The organism is Bacillus sp. CPT56D-587-MTF (assembly GCF_058792335.1).
The window spans coordinates 441,150-457,230 of record NZ_JBYTEF010000001.1 but is presented as its reverse complement, the minus strand read 5'-3'; the positions used below and the strand labels follow the sequence as shown (position 1 = coordinate 457,230).

The 16,081-nt window shown below is 35.4% G+C and carries 18 protein-coding genes; 9 read left to right on the top strand and 9 right to left on the bottom strand.

Annotation, left to right across the window (positions count from 1 at the left end; translation table 11 throughout):
- Positions 1 to 3: 3 nt before the first annotated feature.
- Complete coding sequence (locus AC3WVZ_RS02385; RefSeq protein WP_000733844.1) at positions 4 to 285, bottom strand: YkvA family protein; 282 nt, start codon at positions 283 to 285, stop codon at positions 4 to 6.
- 351 nt (positions 286 to 636) lie between these two features.
- Between AC3WVZ_RS02385 and ku the strand changes: the two genes are divergently transcribed.
- The gene (gene ku, locus AC3WVZ_RS02380; RefSeq protein WP_000557737.1) at positions 637 to 1,449 is read left to right on the top strand and encodes a non-homologous end joining protein Ku; all 813 of its coding nucleotides are present in this window, start codon (positions 637 to 639) and stop codon (positions 1,447 to 1,449) included.
- An 18-nt stretch (positions 1,450 to 1,467) separates the two neighbouring features.
- Here ku and AC3WVZ_RS02375 read toward each other — a convergent pair whose 3' ends face one another.
- Together AC3WVZ_RS02375 and AC3WVZ_RS02370 are read right to left on the bottom strand one after the other, a co-directional pair.
- On the bottom strand, positions 1,468 to 2,247 hold the full coding sequence (locus AC3WVZ_RS02375) for a DUF2935 domain-containing protein (RefSeq protein ID WP_233935959.1): 780 nt from the start codon (positions 2,245 to 2,247) through the stop codon (positions 1,468 to 1,470).
- 14 nt (positions 2,248 to 2,261) lie between these two features.
- A complete protein-coding gene (locus AC3WVZ_RS02370; RefSeq protein ID WP_162837398.1) occupies positions 2,262 to 2,690 on the bottom strand; it encodes a VOC family protein in 429 nt (142 codons plus the stop codon).
- 34 nt (positions 2,691 to 2,724) lie between these two features.
- Here AC3WVZ_RS02370 and AC3WVZ_RS02365 point away from each other — a divergent pair, with 34 nt between their 5' ends.
- The 4 genes from AC3WVZ_RS02365 (at position 2,725) to brnQ2 (ending at position 5,329) form a co-directional block, all read left to right on the top strand.
- Positions 2,725 to 2,940: a spore coat associated protein CotJA gene (locus AC3WVZ_RS02365; protein WP_000362187.1), complete on the top strand. Its 216-nt coding sequence runs from the start codon at positions 2,725 to 2,727 to the stop codon at positions 2,938 to 2,940.
- 8 nt (positions 2,941 to 2,948) lie between these two features.
- A complete protein-coding gene (cotJB, locus tag AC3WVZ_RS02360; RefSeq protein WP_001075543.1) occupies positions 2,949 to 3,212 on the top strand; it encodes a spore coat protein CotJB in 264 nt (87 codons plus the stop codon).
- A 12-nt stretch (positions 3,213 to 3,224) separates the two neighbouring features.
- Entirely contained in the window at positions 3,225 to 3,794 is a 570-nt protein-coding gene (gene cotJC, locus AC3WVZ_RS02355) for a spore coat protein CotJC (RefSeq protein WP_000265278.1), read from the top strand.
- A gap of 218 nt (positions 3,795 to 4,012) precedes the next feature.
- Positions 4,013 to 5,329 carry a branched-chain amino acid transport system II carrier protein BrnQ2 gene (gene brnQ2 / locus AC3WVZ_RS02350; RefSeq protein WP_001260934.1) on the top strand — a complete coding sequence of 439 codons (1,317 nt, stop codon included), beginning with the start codon at positions 4,013 to 4,015 and terminating at the stop codon, positions 5,327 to 5,329.
- A 41-nt stretch (positions 5,330 to 5,370) separates the two neighbouring features.
- Here the strand turns inward: brnQ2 and AC3WVZ_RS02345 are convergent, their stop codons facing one another.
- The 3 genes from AC3WVZ_RS02345 to AC3WVZ_RS02335 all read right to left on the bottom strand — a co-directional run bounded on the left by AC3WVZ_RS02345 (position 5,371) and on the right by AC3WVZ_RS02335 (position 8,067).
- Positions 5,371 to 6,375, bottom strand: a complete 1,005-nt coding sequence (locus tag AC3WVZ_RS02345; protein WP_000269966.1) for an ABC transporter permease — start codon at positions 6,373 to 6,375, stop codon at positions 5,371 to 5,373.
- A gap of 1 nt (position 6,376) precedes the next feature.
- Positions 6,377 to 7,243, bottom strand: a complete 867-nt coding sequence (locus AC3WVZ_RS02340; RefSeq protein WP_233935957.1) for an ABC transporter permease subunit — start codon at positions 7,241 to 7,243, stop codon at positions 6,377 to 6,379.
- A gap of 89 nt (positions 7,244 to 7,332) precedes the next feature.
- Positions 7,333 to 8,067, bottom strand: coding sequence for a YwaF family protein (locus tag AC3WVZ_RS02335; RefSeq protein WP_233935955.1), 735 nt, complete (start codon positions 8,065 to 8,067; stop codon positions 7,333 to 7,335).
- 211 nt (positions 8,068 to 8,278) lie between these two features.
- Here AC3WVZ_RS02335 and AC3WVZ_RS02330 point away from each other — a divergent pair, with 211 nt between their 5' ends.
- The 4 genes from AC3WVZ_RS02330 to entC all read left to right on the top strand — a co-directional run bounded on the left by AC3WVZ_RS02330 (position 8,279) and on the right by entC (position 13,047).
- Positions 8,279 to 9,382, top strand: a complete 1,104-nt coding sequence (locus tag AC3WVZ_RS02330; protein WP_000728807.1) for an efflux RND transporter periplasmic adaptor subunit — start codon at positions 8,279 to 8,281, stop codon at positions 9,380 to 9,382.
- A complete protein-coding gene (locus tag AC3WVZ_RS02325) occupies positions 9,379 to 10,053 on the top strand; it encodes an ABC transporter ATP-binding protein (protein WP_000609104.1) in 675 nt (224 codons plus the stop codon). Before AC3WVZ_RS02330 ends, AC3WVZ_RS02325 begins: the two co-directional genes overlap by 4 nt.
- 26 nt (positions 10,054 to 10,079) lie before the next feature.
- The gene (locus AC3WVZ_RS02320; RefSeq protein ID WP_001986269.1) at positions 10,080 to 11,234 is read left to right on the top strand and encodes an ABC transporter permease; all 1,155 of its coding nucleotides are present in this window, start codon (positions 10,080 to 10,082) and stop codon (positions 11,232 to 11,234) included.
- A 457-nt stretch (positions 11,235 to 11,691) separates the two neighbouring features.
- Positions 11,692 to 13,047 carry a cell wall-binding protein EntC gene (entC, locus tag AC3WVZ_RS02315; RefSeq protein ID WP_233935953.1) on the top strand — a complete coding sequence of 452 codons (1,356 nt, stop codon included), beginning with the start codon at positions 11,692 to 11,694 and terminating at the stop codon, positions 13,045 to 13,047.
- A 317-nt stretch (positions 13,048 to 13,364) separates the two neighbouring features.
- On the opposite strand, the gene AC3WVZ_RS02310 is transcribed toward entC, so the two are convergent.
- Genes AC3WVZ_RS02310 through AC3WVZ_RS02300 form a run of 3 tightly spaced genes read right to left on the bottom strand, consistent with a single transcriptional unit; the run spans position 13,365 to position 16,004 of the window.
- Positions 13,365 to 14,450: a DUF871 domain-containing protein gene (locus AC3WVZ_RS02310; RefSeq protein ID WP_000440054.1), complete on the bottom strand. Its 1,086-nt coding sequence runs from the start codon at positions 14,448 to 14,450 to the stop codon at positions 13,365 to 13,367.
- Complete coding sequence (locus tag AC3WVZ_RS02305) at positions 14,440 to 14,718, bottom strand: hypothetical protein (protein WP_000900048.1); 279 nt, start codon at positions 14,716 to 14,718, stop codon at positions 14,440 to 14,442. The genes AC3WVZ_RS02310 and AC3WVZ_RS02305 overlap by 11 nt, the downstream gene beginning before the upstream one ends.
- Positions 14,694 to 16,004 (bottom strand): PTS sugar transporter subunit IIC, encoded by a 1,311-nt coding sequence (locus tag AC3WVZ_RS02300; protein WP_001013053.1) that lies wholly within the window; start codon positions 16,002 to 16,004, stop codon positions 14,694 to 14,696. The genes AC3WVZ_RS02305 and AC3WVZ_RS02300 overlap by 25 nt, the downstream gene beginning before the upstream one ends.
- Positions 16,005 to 16,081: the final 77 nt, after the last annotated feature.

The following is a 16,081-nucleotide window of genomic DNA, read 5'->3' as shown; positions in this document are numbered from 1 at the left end:
CTCCTATCCTACGTTTACGTTATGCTTTTCTTGTAATTGAACTGGCGCCATTTTTACAATTCGGTTCAAAATAAATAATACAATTCCAATATCATCTAAAATACCGATAAACGGTAAGAAGTCTGGAATTAAATCGAGCGGCATCGCAACATAACCAACTAAAAACGCAATAGATAAAATTTTCTTCTTTATTGAAACCTCTTTTGAAGTGAAAAAGTCAAATAGGAATGGAACAAATCGGCGAACATGAAATACAACTCTTAATCTACTAATAAGTTTTTTCATTTTTATATCTCCTCTCTTTGTATACAAAAAGGCCCCTACCAAACATGGTAAGGGTCCTAAAAAAGACAATAAGGGGCCTTTACCATTGCTGGTAAAGGTCTCACTAACAACGAAACGTTGCCAATAAAGCCGAGGGTTTCTCCCTGTAATGACGACTTTACTGTAATAAGTTACTCCCCTTTATATACACAATTTTATACAATCACATTAAAATATTTTGGAGGGCTTGTCAATATATTTTATATCCCACATCCTCCTGCTTAACATTCCGTAAAAACAAAAAACGTATAGGAAATTTCTTACTATCTCATAATATACATAATCATTTTTGAATGAAAGGAGAGGCTTCATTTGCATACCGTATGGAAAGGTGCCCTTTCACTTGGACTATTAAATATAGGAATCAAACTATACAGTGCCGTAGAAGAAAACGATATAAAATTTTTAAGTCTTCATAAAGAATGCTTAACACCTATTAAATATAAAAAATTTGCTCCTGATTGTACGGATGAAGAAATTGATGATAAAGATATTGTAAAAGCCTATGAATACGCACCTCATAAGTACATTATTATGGATGAAAAAGAACTAGCTGAGTTGCAAAAAGCTCACGAACCAAGATCTATTCGTATTATATCTTTTATCCAAAATAACGAAATTGATTCTGTTCTCTACGATCGTTCTTATTTTATAGGCCCTACCTCAGGACATGAAAAATCATATTTATTATTAAAAGAAGCACTTGAACGTACGAATAAACTTGGTCTTATCCATATTTCCATTAGAAAAAAACAACATTTAGCTATTATCCGTAACTTTGAAGATGGGCTTATATTACAAACTATTCACTACCCTAATGAAATTCGCGATATAACAAATACACCTAACTTACCAAGTAACGAAAATTATCCGATTCAAAAACAAGAACTCACAGCAGCAATCAATTTAATCCACCATCTTACAAATCCTTTTGAACAAGAGATGTATACAGATGAGTATAAAGAAGCCCTTACCGAACTAATCGAAAACAAAATTGAACAACAGGAAAAAACCGAAACAATCTCTCCAACTCCAAACATCATCAATATTATGGAGACATTACAGGCAAGTATTGAACAAGCAAAAATAAAAAGAGAAAATAAAGCAGAAAAAGAGGCCAAATAAAATTGACCTCTTTTTTCTTTAAAGCGGATTACATTTTGGCATCTCAAGTCCAGACGATTGTGCTAATTTTAATAAGTAATAACATTCTTCTCTTGCCATATGATCCGCCATTCTAGCAGATAACGCACTTAATATTTCATTCGATAACTCCATCTCTTCGACCTCATGGAGAAAATGCGAAAATAATTTTAACTCAAGTGAAACATCTTTTGTAAACTTCTTTAATGCAGGAAAATGATGAAGCTCTGTCCGTAAATACCCCGTCATTTCAACTGCCTTTAAATAAAATTGTTCAAAGTGCTTCGTAAATTCTTCGCTTTTCTCTTTTAATCTTTTTTCAACAAGATCTAATCCACCAGAAATAGACCCTGCATGGCCAGCCGCATCCGTTAACCAAACGAGATGATAATGTAATTCATGAAAAACAGGCGGAACTTCTCCTTTATTTAAAAATTCTAACACTGTTATATACTCTTCTACTTCGTTTACCATATGATTGATGAAAGTTGGCGTAAAATGAATAGTGATTTTTCCCTCGAGTTGTTTCTGTATAATACTTAATTTAAACGTTCGTATTTCCTTTGCGGCTCGTTCTGCCTCTTTTGAAAACGCAATGAGATTCACATTACGAACTTTATTTAACAGATTCGTAAATGTTTCAACAAAATAAGTGGCCTTTTTTATATCCTCTTTTTCCTTCGGAGCTAATGCATCAAGTAAAAATTGCGAATGATCAGTAAGCACCTTTAGCCAAAATTGATGCTCAAACAATGCACTTTCTTCATAATTCCTCTCCACTAAATCCCCTCCGTTTATTCGTCCTTCTCTATCACTTGAATTTTATATCCATCTGGGTCTTGTACTACAATACTCTTCTCACTTTTGTTTTCTGTATATGCAATTTTATAAAACACTAACCTCTTCTTTAAGTTCTCTATGTTAGAAATTGAAAACATTAGTACATCAACCGAATCCGTAACACTCTTCTCACGCCCACCCAAACTACGATTCATTACAAAACTAACTCTCATTGAATCAGCATCATACCAAACCCCTGTTACATCTAATTGGGGTCTTTCTAAACTAGGCTTGATTCCTAAAATCCCTTCATAAAAATACAAAGTTTCCTTTAAGTTTTTCACTTCCAATACAATGAATTGTTTCACATTCTCCACATTCATTCCCCCCGTACCTATTACTTTTTTATATGTGTCATAAAGGCCTATTATGTCTGAATACAATACGTAGTGATGAAGAATATAGGGAGGTTTATTAATGGATAAATATATGAAATCATATGTGCCATATCATAGTCCTCAAGATCCTTGTCCTCCTATTGGTAAAAAATATTACTCTACCCCTCCTAATTTATATTTAGGTTTTCAACCGCCAAATTTACCACAATTCTCACCGAAAGAAGCACTACAAAAAGGAACCTTATGGCCTATCTTTTATGATTATTACGAAAATCCTTATAAAAAAGGGCGGTGACTACTGACGTGAACCAGCCACTACCAGAAGAGTATTATCGACTTTTAGAGAATCTCCAAGAATTAGACTTTGTATTAGTTGAACTAACCCTTTACTTAGACACCCACCCAGACGATACAGCAGCTATTAACCAATTTAATGATTTTTCCTATAAACGAAGAGTATTAAAACAACAGATGGAAGAAAAATATGGACCGCTTCAACAGTATGGAAATAGCTATTCTAATGCCCCTTGGGAATGGAGCAAAGGTCCTTGGCCATGGCAAATATAAAGGAGAGAAACTATGTGGATTTATGAAAAAAAATTACAATACCCTGTTAAAGTAGGCACTTGTAATCCAGCACTTGCAAAATTATTAATTGAGCAATACGGTGGTGCAGATGGAGAATTAGCTGCTGCACTACGTTACTTAAATCAGCGTTATACAATCCCGGATAAAGTCATTGGCCTCCTTACCGATATTGGTACAGAAGAATTTGCGCATCTTGAAATGATTGCTACAATGGTTTATAAGCTGACAAAAGATGCGACTCCTGAACAGATGAAGGCAGCTGGTCTCGACCCTCATTACGTCGATCATGACAGCGCACTTCATTACCATAACGCAGCTGGTGTTCCATTTACTGCAACCTATATACAAGCTAAAGGTGATCCAATTGCCGACCTATACGAAGATATTGCGGCTGAAGAAAAAGCGCGTGCCACATATCAATGGCTTATCAACCAATCTGACGATCCCGACATAAATGACAGTTTACGCTTTTTACGCGAACGAGAAATTGTCCATTCACAACGTTTCCGAGAAGCGGTTGAAATTTTAAAAGAAGAACGCGATAGAAAAATATATTTTTAATACACGTATCCTAGCGATATGTGTTTTTTTTACGTTAAAAGTTAAATCCTTCCTATTAAACATACAAATAGTATATTTATTCGATTTAATGCATTATTTTTTAATTTTTTCAAAATTCCCTATTGCTTTCTAGTCATCAGACCTTTAAAATAATAACAGTTACTCGACAAATTATTTGAATTTTCGACAAAAATACTCATTAGGAGGATTTTCTTTATATGCGTACAACTTTGAAACCAGCGCAAATACTTTCGATTAGTTTATTACTCTTCGCAGTTTTCTTCGGTGCTGGTAATATGATTTTCCCGCCCCTTCTTGGCCTTTCTTCCGGAGAAAATATGTGGGTTTCCATTACAGGGTTTATTATTACAGACGTCGGTTTATCTTTACTTGCTATCGTTGCTGTTGCCCTTGCTGGTGGTAGTTTTAACACTTTAGCGAGCCGTGTTCATCCAAAATTCGCAGCAGTATTCGCTATCATTATTTATCTTTCAATCGGCCCACTATTTGTTATTCCACGAACTGGATCTGTATCTTATGAAATTGGGATTGCACCACTTTTCCCAGATCAATGGTATTCTATGTTAGTTTTTAGTGCGATTTTCTTTACAGTCGTTTACTTCTTATCATTAAATCCATCCAAGCTAGTAGATCATATTGGTAAAATATTAACGCCAATTTTACTTGTAATTATTGCAATTATGGCAACAAAAGCGATTCTTTCACCAGGAACGTTTGCAGAGCCTATCGGTGACTATAAAGACATCCCGTTTTTCAAAGGATTTCTTGAAGGATTTTTAACGTTAGATGCAATTGGCGCTCTCGTACTATCAACAATTGTTGTAAATGCAATTCGTCAAAACGGTATACAAGAGAAGAAATCTATCGCGAAATATACAATCATTTGCGGAAGTATCGCTGCTCTATTCTTAACAATTGTTTACTTCTTACTCGGTTATATCGGAGCTTCAAACGGAAACTTGGGACAATTCGAGAACGGTGGTCAACTATTAGCAACTGTTATGTACCAATTCTTTGGGACAAGCGGTAATGTTTTATTAAGTATCGCCATTATCTTCGCTTGTTTAACAACAGCAATTGGTGTTGTAAGTGCATTCGCCAACTATTTCGCAACAGTATTAACAAATGTTTCTTACAAAAAGCTCGTACTATACGTTTGTATCTTTAGTTTCGTTATTTCAAACTTAGGATTAAGCTTATTAATTAAAATCACACTACCTGTATTAATTATTTTGTACCCAATTACAATCATTTTAATTTTCGTATCATTTATCGATAAATATACGAAACGTAAACCTTCTGTCTACATCGGAGCAATGATCGCAGCATTCATTATTAGCTGTATTCATGCACTTGATAATGTGGGAATGATACCAAGTTTTATCGCTAATATCGTACACACGATTCCTTTTTATAACTTAGGAATCGGCTGGATCGTTCCAGCAATAATTGGTGGTATAATCGGATACTTTATTCCGCAAACAGAAGCTGAAGGTGAAGTTTCTGCAAAGTAAAAAGAAGCAAGCATGAAATCCATGCTTGCTTCTTTTTCTCTTCACATCGTATGTTTAAACGTAAACAACTCTTCCTTTGACTGTACAGCAGATTGTTCCTCTTCTACAACTTCCTTCTTTATCTCTCCCCCTAATCGAACTTTCAACATCGCCTCTTCTAGACTTTTTACAATCATATTTCCTGAAAAAATGGTAAGCCCGAAAAATGTAATTGGGACGAGAGGAATCCATGGATGCACTGTTAAAGATCTAAAATAGACTCCAATTAGCCCTGACCATTCATGTGTGTAAGATTCTATTTCTTCTATCGGTCCTAAAAACTTAACCGTTCCGCCAAAGAATATTTCTAGTAACCCTAAGTGCAGTAAAATAGTAAGAGTCTGCGTAAACTGCTGAAAAAATACAAGTATAAACGTCATATAAAGGTGCGGGAAAAGATGCTTTATAACAATATGTCTTCTCGATCCACCTAATATGCGTGCGGCATCAACAAATTCCTCCGTTCGCAATTTACGAACTTCCTTCGCAACATACAGTGCAATAACTGGCATTACAAGCATTACAAGTAAGACAACTTGAAACGAAGCCCTTTCAAAAAAGGTTGTTGTTTCCTCCCCGCTTCCAAATGCATTTGCAGATTGAAGAAAAAAGTACGCAATCATAACTGTCGGAATAACTGTAAAACTATCAAAGAAAGCCTCAATTTTTGAAAATCCTCTTTTTATATACGTTCCGAGTACGACACCGAAAAACACACCTATTACCATTCTAAGTGCCGCAATTAAAATAGATATACCAATCGTCCACTTCGCGCCTTCAATAACTAAATGTAAAAGGTCGTATCCTTTCCGATCTGTCCCGAGTAAAAATTGGAATGAAGGTGAAAACGGTGGCACTTGTGGATTTTCATCCGCATCATATTGCAATGTAACTTGTCTAATATGTCCATCATTCCATAACGTATTTCCGATGCTCAAAAGAACTAATAGGAGAAGAAACCCAATGCTTATCCAAAATCTTTTATCACGTTTTATATACGTCCACATATTATAATCTCTCCTTCATCGCAGCCGGAATGAGATAATGAAACAATTTAAATAAAATAAAAATCGGAATATATATAAGAAGCACACTAACGATGAAAACCTCAACTCTAATACCAAAATAAGATTTCAAAAACATAAAAATACCACCCATATTAAAAATCCATTCTATAATATATAAATTAGATAACATAAAAAAGATATTCGTTTTCGCAAAGAATAATGTACTAAGCAACACATTTCGTAAAATATGACGATTTAAAATATGAAAGCGCCCCAGCCCTTTCGCCTTAGCAAATAGTACATAATCTTTTTCTAGTTCATTTTCAAAACGAAGCACGACCATTTTTACAAACATAATCGTAGTCGGGATGCTTAAACAAAGTATCGGCAATCCTCTAATTGACTCGCCTCCAATTGAAGCAATTTGAAAAGGTAAAAAACCTGTTTGTTTAAAAAACCATATAACTAAAATTTGTGATACTAAAATAAGAAGGATATCTGGAATAGATTCTAGGAAGATAAGAAATGATTTAATTCGATGTTGTATACGCGGTGAACTACTCATAATTACATAAACAATACAAAATGCTACAAATAATGAAATAAAAAAAGCAGCTAAAAAAATAATAATCGTTTCTTTATAATGGACGAACAGCTGCGGAAATAAAAATTTACCTTTCACATATTGCAAATTGGAAATATCCATTAAGTTCACAAACACTTCTTTTAAACTCTGTATGTACTTTGATACATCCAGCTTAAATCCATAAAACAATTTCGGCAGAGCCCCTAACATAATAATCCCCAAAATCGAAATAATAAATTGAATTGTCACTTCCATCCCATTCAGAAAAACTTTTTTGACCACATTTTCCCTTCTCTTTCTTTATATTTTACTCTCTAATTTTATTCTTAATTTTCTGAATTGTAAATATTCAAACATAAAAAATCACTAGGTTATGATCCTAGTGATTCTTTATGCGCATGCCTTTCTCTTTTTGCAAACGGCATATACAAAATAAAACACCCAATAAGCGCTGCGAGTTCTAATGAAATAATATAGTAAGGATGCGGTCCTAACATATCGAGTAATGAAGCTGTTTCTGGCTTATGAGCTAAAAACATATAATTACCGCCTGTTTTATAATTCACAAACGAAACAAGCGGAATCAATATGTTTAAAAATATCATCGTACGCTTAATAGATTGCAAGGTCGGTCTATAGCCTTCCACCCAAGTCATAAAGAGTGGTGTCCAAATGAGCAATATATGCGCGCTAAAATATTCAATGAAACGAAAATGCGGAAAAGCATACTGCAAGTTTGGCGTTAAAATAGCTTGTGATGCACCAATAATTCCCGTGAAAAATACAATCTCATATATGCGGTAACTTTTCGTTACGATCATAATCGACGCTAATAATAAACTAATCGTACATAATTCAAACGGTAATGAAGTAGCTAGCTCAAAAATCCCCGCTTTCCACTCCCACATATGAAGCCCAATTTCACTACCTATAAATAAAAATGCAATTGCATATCGAACCGTTATATTCCACTCACTTTGACGTAATACATCTTGGTATTGATACAGAAAAAATATCCCCACCAACATAATAAATAATATAAGGGCATGTTGCCTTGAGTATGGAATAAATGGTTTTAATGGGTGTGCGCTAAAATAAGCTTCCATCTTCCTTCCTCCTTTCCTCCATACAATATTATTGTAAGAAAGAAACGACGAGTCAATTCATTTGCTTACACTAGGACAACCTCTACCTTACATTTACATATTCATACCTTACAAAACTGTAAGGTTATTGTAAGCTAAAACGATTTGTCAGATTCTTTACCTCTTCTATACTTAATGTAGATACTAAAACGAACGAAAAGGTGATAAATAGATGAAGAAGAAAAATAAAGTGTTAATTACTAGTGTAGTAGCAATCGGAATTGCAGCTGGATCATACTTTGCATTTGCTGGTGGCGGTTCAGATGTAGCAATGGCATATAGCGGATATAAAGTAACCGAAAAACAAATCCAAAACGCGCAAAAATTTGGTGGCGAAGTTATTCCAAATGGAATTGAAACTATTTCATTCGATCCAACAAAAGGAACATATGAATTAGCTGTGAAAAAAGGCGATGAAGTGAAAAAAGGTCAGCTTCTATTTAAATACAATGATCCGACTGCGAAACAAGGTGTAACAGAAGCAGAAATGCAAAAGAAAATCGCACAAAAAGAAGTAACGTTGCTCCAAAAACAAATTGATGTAGCGAAACAAAAATTACAAAAAGATAAAAATGCAGGCCTTCCTGCTGAAGCATTAAAAGCATCAGAAGCCGAAGTTGGGCAATTAGAATCACAAATTGAAATGAAAAAGTTTGAAGTTGAAAAAGCTGATGAAATGATTAAAGCAGCAAAAGAGAAAGTAAACAATCTTTCTGTAACAAGTCCTGCTGATGGCGTAATTGATGATATCGTAAAAACTGCTGACGAAAAAACAGGTATGAGCGGAATTACTCTTCGTCACGCTGGTCAATTTAAAGTAAAAGGTCAAATTTCTGAATATGAGCTTGCTAGTATGAAAGTTGGGCAAGAAGTAACTGTTTCATCAAAAACTGTCGCTGGTAAGACTTGGACAGGAAAAGTAACAGAAATCGGTTCTACACCATTAAAGAGCATGGATGAAAATAAAACTGTTTCTAACTATCAATTCACTGTCACATTAGATAATAGTGACGAATTACAAAACGGCTTCCACGTTTACGTAACAAGTAAATCTGGCGAAGCAACTGGTACAATTGTTCCGAAAAGCAGTATCGTGAAAAAAGGTGACAAAAATGTTGTCTTCGTTGTAAAAGACGGTAAGGCGAAAGAACAAGCAGTTACTGTTGAATTCGAGACTGATAGCGAAGCAAAAGTTTCTGGAGTGAAAAAAGGAGAGGAAATTATCTCTAAACCTGAAAAAGACTTAAAAGATGGTATGGAGGTTGTCGCCCAGTGATTAACTTAAAAGGCATCACGAAATCCTTCCAAAATGGTGCAGAGTCCGTTCAAATATTACACGGAATTGACGTAACACTGAACCAAGGAGAATTCACTTCAATTATGGGACCTTCTGGTTCTGGTAAATCAACACTAATGAACATTATCGGTTGCTTAGATAAACCGACGACAGGTACGTACGAACTAGCCGGTCAAAATATTTCAAACATGACTGAAACAGAACTTGCACACGTACGTAATAAAGAGATCGGATTCGTATTCCAAAACTTCATGTTATTACCGAGACTTACAGCGCTTCAAAATGTAGAACTACCTCTTATTTACGCTGGAGTCGATAAAAAAGAAAGACGCGAGCGCTCATTAGCCGCTTTAACAAAAGTCGGTTTAGCTGATCGCGCTACTCACTTACCGAACGAATTATCCGGTGGTCAAAAGCAACGTGTCGCCGTTGCCCGCGCAATCGTAAATAACCCGAAATTCATTTTAGCCGATGAACCGACGGGAGCACTTGATACGAAAACAAGTACACAAATTATGGACCTCTTTTACGAATTAAATAAACAAGGCTCAACAATCATTATGATTACCCATGACCGTGAAATCGGGGAAGCTGCAGCACGTCAAATTGTAATTCGTGACGGAAATATCGTCCAAGATTGGAGAGGTTAATTTTGAATACGAGTGAAAATATACGCATGGCCCTTTCCTCTATCTTTGCTCATAAAATGCGTTCTATCTTAACGATGTTAGGTATTATTATCGGTATTAGTGCCATTATTACTATCATTTCAATGGGTGATGGTACAAACGCAAAGTTTAAAAAAGAATTAGGCCAAGGAAAAGATAACGAAGTAACGATTTACTACAACAATCCTGATTACGGAACAGATAGTGCCAAAATCACACCTGATATGCTAAACCGTCTGCAAACTGTACCAGGCGTTAAAGATGTGTATCCAGACGTAAGTATGAAAGTAAAAGCATCTGCTGGTTCAAAAGATGTAAATCTTGATTTAAAAGGTGGAACAGGCGCCTTTATGACAGATTCGAAAATAAAATTAGTTCACGGTCGTGAATTAAATGACAGTGAACTAAATCAAGCAATCCCTGCTGTTATATTAAATGAAGAAGCTTTCAACAAATTATTTAGTAGTGGTTGGGAATCAAATCAATACACAGATATAAAAGGAAAGCCGTATAAAATAGTTGGTGTATACGAAACGAAAAATGACTTTGGAATGCCTATGCCTGAGGGTTATACATCACTTGAAAATGCGCCTGTCATTTCAGGAGTAAATGAGTATGACTCTGTAAGATTAACAATGACCTCTCCGACAGAACGTAAAAGTGTAGAAAAACAAGCTGTTTCTGTCTTAAACGAAATGAAAGCTCCTAAATTTGAGCACAAATTCGAAGCACAAGATTTAGGTGAATTTACGAAACAACTAGACGAATCAATCGGTATGATGAAAATGGTATTCGGTGGTATTGCCGCTATCTCCTTACTTGTTGGTGGTATCGGTGTAATGAACATCATGCTCGTATCTGTAACAGAACGTACACGTGAGATTGGTATTCGTAAAGCACTTGGTGCAACACGTGGTAAAGTATTAACACAATTCTTAATCGAATCTTGTATATTAACAGGACTTGGTGGTTTCATCGGATTCATGCTCGGTATTTTCTTCGCTTGGATCGTCTCAATCTTTGCTGGATGGCCACTCGTTGTCTCAAAAGAACTTGGACTTCTTGCAGTAGGTATCTCAATGTTAATCGGTATTATATTCGGTTTACTGCCAGCTAACAAAGCTGCCAAACTGGATCCAATTGAATGTTTACGATATGAATAAACAAAAACGTAGGAGTTTACACTCCTGCGTTTTTTATTTATCTACTAAATTGAGTTTCTTCTATTATATATGTTTCACGTTACAACTACCATTCTAATACTCTTCATTATTTATAGGTACTAAGGCTATTATCTAATTCTATTATTGCAAAAATACTATGTAACAGACGAAAATCAAGGCGTAATTTTTTCCATACTTCGACTGATTTTGTAACAATTATATCGATATTTTATTAAATTTCACCTCATTTATATATTTTCACGCCTAAAAAGATTATCGTTTCATAACTAAATTTCCATTCAAACAGTAAAATAAGCTATTTTTGTAACATTTTAGATATCATCAAGAAATATTAATGTAACATTATTAACGTTACGGTAATTGAAATACTACTCATTTTGTGTTTCATATGCCCTAATACGCCAAAAAACAACAAGGAAGCGCTATCAGGATATTTATGGAATTGTTACAGAATATTAATGCCCCGTTACGAAAGCTTTGTAATTTTATGTTTTTCGCAAATAAGAAAATAATGGTTGCTATAATGAGGTCAACGAAAACAAATGCAATGGAGGCTATTATGAAAAAATTTATGGGTATAGCAACAGCAGCGGTTTTTGGTCTTGGGATTTTCACAACATCTGCTAAAGCAGAAACAATCGTAACGACTGACGTACTAAACGTACGAGAAAACCCAACTACTGAATCAAAAGTTGTAGGAAAATTATTAGATGGATATAAAGTAAATGTTTTACATACAGAAAATGGTTGGTCAAAAGTTCAATTGAATAGCGGTAAAGAAGCTTTCATAAGCGCTGACTATACAAAAGACACTTACTACGTAACAGCAAACGTATTAAACGTACGTGCTGGGGCAAACACAGACTCAGAGATTCTTGGTAAGTTGAAAAAAGATGATGTAATTGAAACAACACACCAAGTACAAAATGATTGGATTCAATTTGAATATAACGGAAAAACAGCTTATGTTCATGTTCCTTACTTAACAGGTAAAGCACCAGTTAAAGTTCAACCAGTAGCTAAAGTTGAAAAAACGACTACAGTTCAAGATACAGCTAAAGTTCGTGAAGCTGCTAAAGCTCAGGAAGTAGCTGAAACTCAAGCAAAAGCTAAAGCAGTGGAAGCAACTAAAGCTCGCGAAGCAGCTGAAGCCCAAGCAGAAGTTAAAGCTCAAGAAGCGGCTAAAGCTCGTGAAGCAGCTAAGGCTCAAGAAGCAGCTAAAGCTCAGGCAGATGCTGAAGCTCAAGCAGAAGTTAAAGCTCAAGAGGCAGCTAAAGCTCAAGCAGCGGCTAAGGCTCAAGAAGCAGCTAAAGCTCGTGAAGCAGCTAAAGCTCAAGAGGCAGCTGAAGCTCGTGAAGCAGCTAAGGCTCAAGAAGCAGCTGAAGCTCGTGAAGCGGCTAAGGCTCAAGAAGCGGCTAAAGCTCAAAAACCAGCTACACAACAACCTGTTGCAAAAGAAACTGAAACAAGTGCACCATCATCTTCTCGTGAGTTACGTGTTGTAGCAACAGCTTACACAGCAGATCCACTTGAAAATGGTTATAAAGCAGGCGACCAAGTAAAATCAGCTTTAGGCCACAACTTAACAGCTAATCCAAACATGAAACTAATTGCAGTTGATCCAAGTGTCATTCCATTAGGTTCAAAAGTATGGGTTGAAGGTTACGGAGTAGCAATTGCTGGTGATACTGGTGGAGCTATTAAAGGAAATAAAATTGATGTTTTAATGCCAGATAAAGGTTCATCAAGTAGCTGGGGACGTAAAACAGTTACAGTTAAAGTATTAAACTAGTTAGTAAAAAAAGAGCCAGTCTCATCGTTGAGACTGGCTCTTTTTTTACTCTATTAAACTACTGAAAAATAACATAGTAAATGAAATTATATCAACGATTTTTCAAATATATCTATCGTAACCTACAATATATCAACGATTTTTCAAATATATCTATCGTAACCTACAATATATCAACGATTTTTCGAATATATCTATCGTAACTTATAATATATCAACGATTCGACAAGAGATATCGATTTACCGACAAATTTTGACGTTAAAAGTACTTTAATATTAAAAAGGCGGTCCAAAATTTGGAACGCCCCCTATCTTCCCTATTCCACACAAGTAAACTGCGTCCAAGCTCCTACATAATCTAGTAAGAATAACTCCTCTTCCGCAATTGTACCGACGATATTTTTCCGTTCATCTATCGGCATTTCTTTCAGAATGATTTGCAGTTCACCTTTATACTTACCAAATGAATTGTTTCCAATTACAACTTGCCCTCTTTCCTGCAGCACACTTTCACGCACTGGGAAGTCATAATCTTTGTACTTTTTACGTACTTCTGTAGAACGTACCATATACTCTGTTATGTCGCCGCGCCTTACGTGTAATTCTTGCAGCGTAGCTCTCTTCTCTACTTCAGTCGCTTCGTCTACAAAGTGCACTTTTAGCTGTAACATGTAGCGATTTAAGTTTCCTAGTTTCTCTAACTCTTCCTCACTCGCATAAGCATTTCCGATAATGACATCATCAATTAACCCTGTTGCCCATAAATGCTTCGCTTGTACTTCAATTGGTAAATTACGATGCTCTTCTAATGTACATAATCCATCGTTAATATCCCATGGACCGATGTTTGCGACATGTGATGTAATAAAGGCTGCACTGCGAATACCATGCTTTTTAAAGCGTTCACTACAGCGAATGAAATAATCGTATGGAAGACCAGTGAATTTTTGCGGATAAAAATTATGGCAACCAATTAAAGCTGATTTATTCGCTTGATGCGAAAGAATATTTTCTAAGTACGCAATATCGTTACTTACATTTAACTCAATTTTTAAACCGTACGGATTATTCGTCATTTTCGCTTCCGTTAATCCGTCAAAACCTACATCTAAACGAATACCGTCTGCGCCTAATTCTGCGAAAAATGATAGATCGCTATAACTAATACCAAGCTGATCAAACACAGCTGGAGCTACATCTAAAATAACTTCCATATTGTTATCTTTTGCGTGATTGATAATCTCTTTAAATTCAGCTACAATTTCTTCTTTCGGACGATTCACAGATAACAAACAAGTAAATATTCTTGAGAAACCGTGTCGTGCCGCTGCGGAAATATAAGCCATATCTTTTTCTTTCGTTGAATGTTCTGGATAAAGTGAAATTCCTAATTTACGCTCCATGCTTTTGCATCTCCTTCACACGTTGTATTAATGCCATGCTCGTAAATCTATATTTTGCAGATAAACACGTTGCACATAAAATTGTCGGTACAATAATTACGTACGGTGATTGCAATCCTAACATTACATATGCACCCATTGAACAACCAATAAATAAAACTGATACTAGTAGTAACACTAATAAAGATTTACTTTGTACCCATTTCGAATAATGGGCAATACACTGTCCGACCACGAATGTAATTAAGATGATAATTGCTCCGAGCATTCTGTTTTCTCCTCTCCTGCTAATTGTTGTTTCTCATACATTTTGAAGAATGGATAGTAAATAACGAATGAGATGACAAAGTTAACAAGTACAAGTACACCAGCCATAATTGTCCAGTCCGTACTAATTACCGCTGCAATTGGTGCTAACATCGTAAATGGCAGTTTCGCCATCATAAGTGGAATCATACCTGAAACAACTGCAAAATATGATACTGTCGTTGTCACTAACGGTGTAATAACGAACGGAATAATTAGAATTGGGTTCATTACAATCGGTGCCCCAAAAATAATTGGTTCGTTAATATTGAATAAACCTGGTACGAATGATAATCTACCTAACTCTTTTAGGAACTTAGATTTAGAGAACATAAACATAATTACTAAAGCTAACGTTGAGCCTGATCCGCCAATCCATACGAACCATTGAATAAATTGCTCTGTAAATAAGTTTGGTAACTGATGTGCATTTCCTGTAGCCGTGAATACTTCCATATTTTCAAGAATTGCTGAATCCCACATCGGACGAATAATTGGTCCTAAAATCGCTGGTCCATGTATACCGAATGACCAGAAAAACACGATTAAGAATACTGTTAATAAACCACCGAATAAATTATTTCCTACTAATACTGATTTTAATGGTGCGATTAAATATGTGATCGTTGTATTCACATCAAATTTCAAACCGTAGCGAATGCCCCAGAATAAAAGAATAACTGCTAATGTTGGAATTAATGCTGCAAACGAATTTGAAACTGCTGGTGGTACACTATCTGGTAATTTAATCGAGATATTATGCTTAATCATAAAATGATAAATTTCTACTGCAATTAATGCTGTAACAATTGCGCCGAATAAAGACGTTGCACTTAATGTTCCTACTGAAATATATCTCCCTGCATCAATAACACCTGGTACAGCTTTCGTAATTTGAATTGGTTCAACTGATGCTAGTAAAAAGGCGAGTACAGATAATAACCCTGCACTTAACTGATTGAGCTGATAAAAGTTCGCGAGCGAAGCCCCTACACCAAACGCTGCGTATAACGCCATTAGTCCTACTGTAAATCGGAATGGAATATCTAAAATATGGCGAAACGGTGCGATCCATTCCATATATGCATCAATTGGTAAATTTAAAAAGATAACAAAAAATGATCCGACGATCGTTAACGGTAATGTAGAAATAACCCCGTTTCGAATTGCTAATAAATGTCGTTGTCCTGCAATCTTTTGCGTTGTTGGCATAATCTTTTGTTCCATAAAACTCATAAACCCATTCATCAATAGCCCTCCTCTTTCTCTCTACTATAAAAGAACGAAATAAACTTTATAACATTATAATGTTTATATTTAAAAAG

Excerpts from the sequence above, each read along its gene's own strand:
- AC3WVZ_RS02385 (WP_000733844.1), bottom strand. The coding sequence starts at position 285 with ATGAAAAAACTTATTAGTAGATTAAGAGTTGTATTTCATGTTCGCCGA.
- AC3WVZ_RS02365 (WP_000362187.1), top strand. The coding sequence starts at position 2,725 with ATGGATAAATATATGAAATCATATGTGCCATATCATAGTCCTCAAGAT.
- cotJC (WP_000265278.1), top strand. The coding sequence starts at position 3,225 with ATGTGGATTTATGAAAAAAAATTACAATACCCTGTTAAAGTAGGCACT.
- brnQ2 (WP_001260934.1), top strand. The coding sequence starts at position 4,013 with ATGCGTACAACTTTGAAACCAGCGCAAATACTTTCGATTAGTTTATTA.
- AC3WVZ_RS02345 (WP_000269966.1), bottom strand. The coding sequence starts at position 6,375 with ATGTGGACGTATATAAAACGTGATAAAAGATTTTGGATAAGCATTGGG.
- AC3WVZ_RS02335 (WP_233935955.1), bottom strand. The coding sequence starts at position 8,067 with ATGGAAGCTTATTTTAGCGCACACCCATTAAAACCATTTATTCCATAC.
- AC3WVZ_RS02330 (WP_000728807.1), top strand. The coding sequence starts at position 8,279 with ATGAAGAAGAAAAATAAAGTGTTAATTACTAGTGTAGTAGCAATCGGA.
- AC3WVZ_RS02320 (WP_001986269.1), top strand. The coding sequence starts at position 10,080 with ATGGCCCTTTCCTCTATCTTTGCTCATAAAATGCGTTCTATCTTAACG.
- entC (WP_233935953.1), top strand. The coding sequence starts at position 11,692 with ATGGAATTGTTACAGAATATTAATGCCCCGTTACGAAAGCTTTGTAAT.
- AC3WVZ_RS02310 (WP_000440054.1), bottom strand. The coding sequence starts at position 14,450 with ATGGAGCGTAAATTAGGAATTTCACTTTATCCAGAACATTCAACGAAA.
- AC3WVZ_RS02305 (WP_000900048.1), bottom strand. The coding sequence starts at position 14,718 with ATGCTCGGAGCAATTATCATCTTAATTACATTCGTGGTCGGACAGTGT.
- AC3WVZ_RS02300 (WP_001013053.1), bottom strand. The coding sequence starts at position 16,004 with ATGAATGGGTTTATGAGTTTTATGGAACAAAAGATTATGCCAACAACG.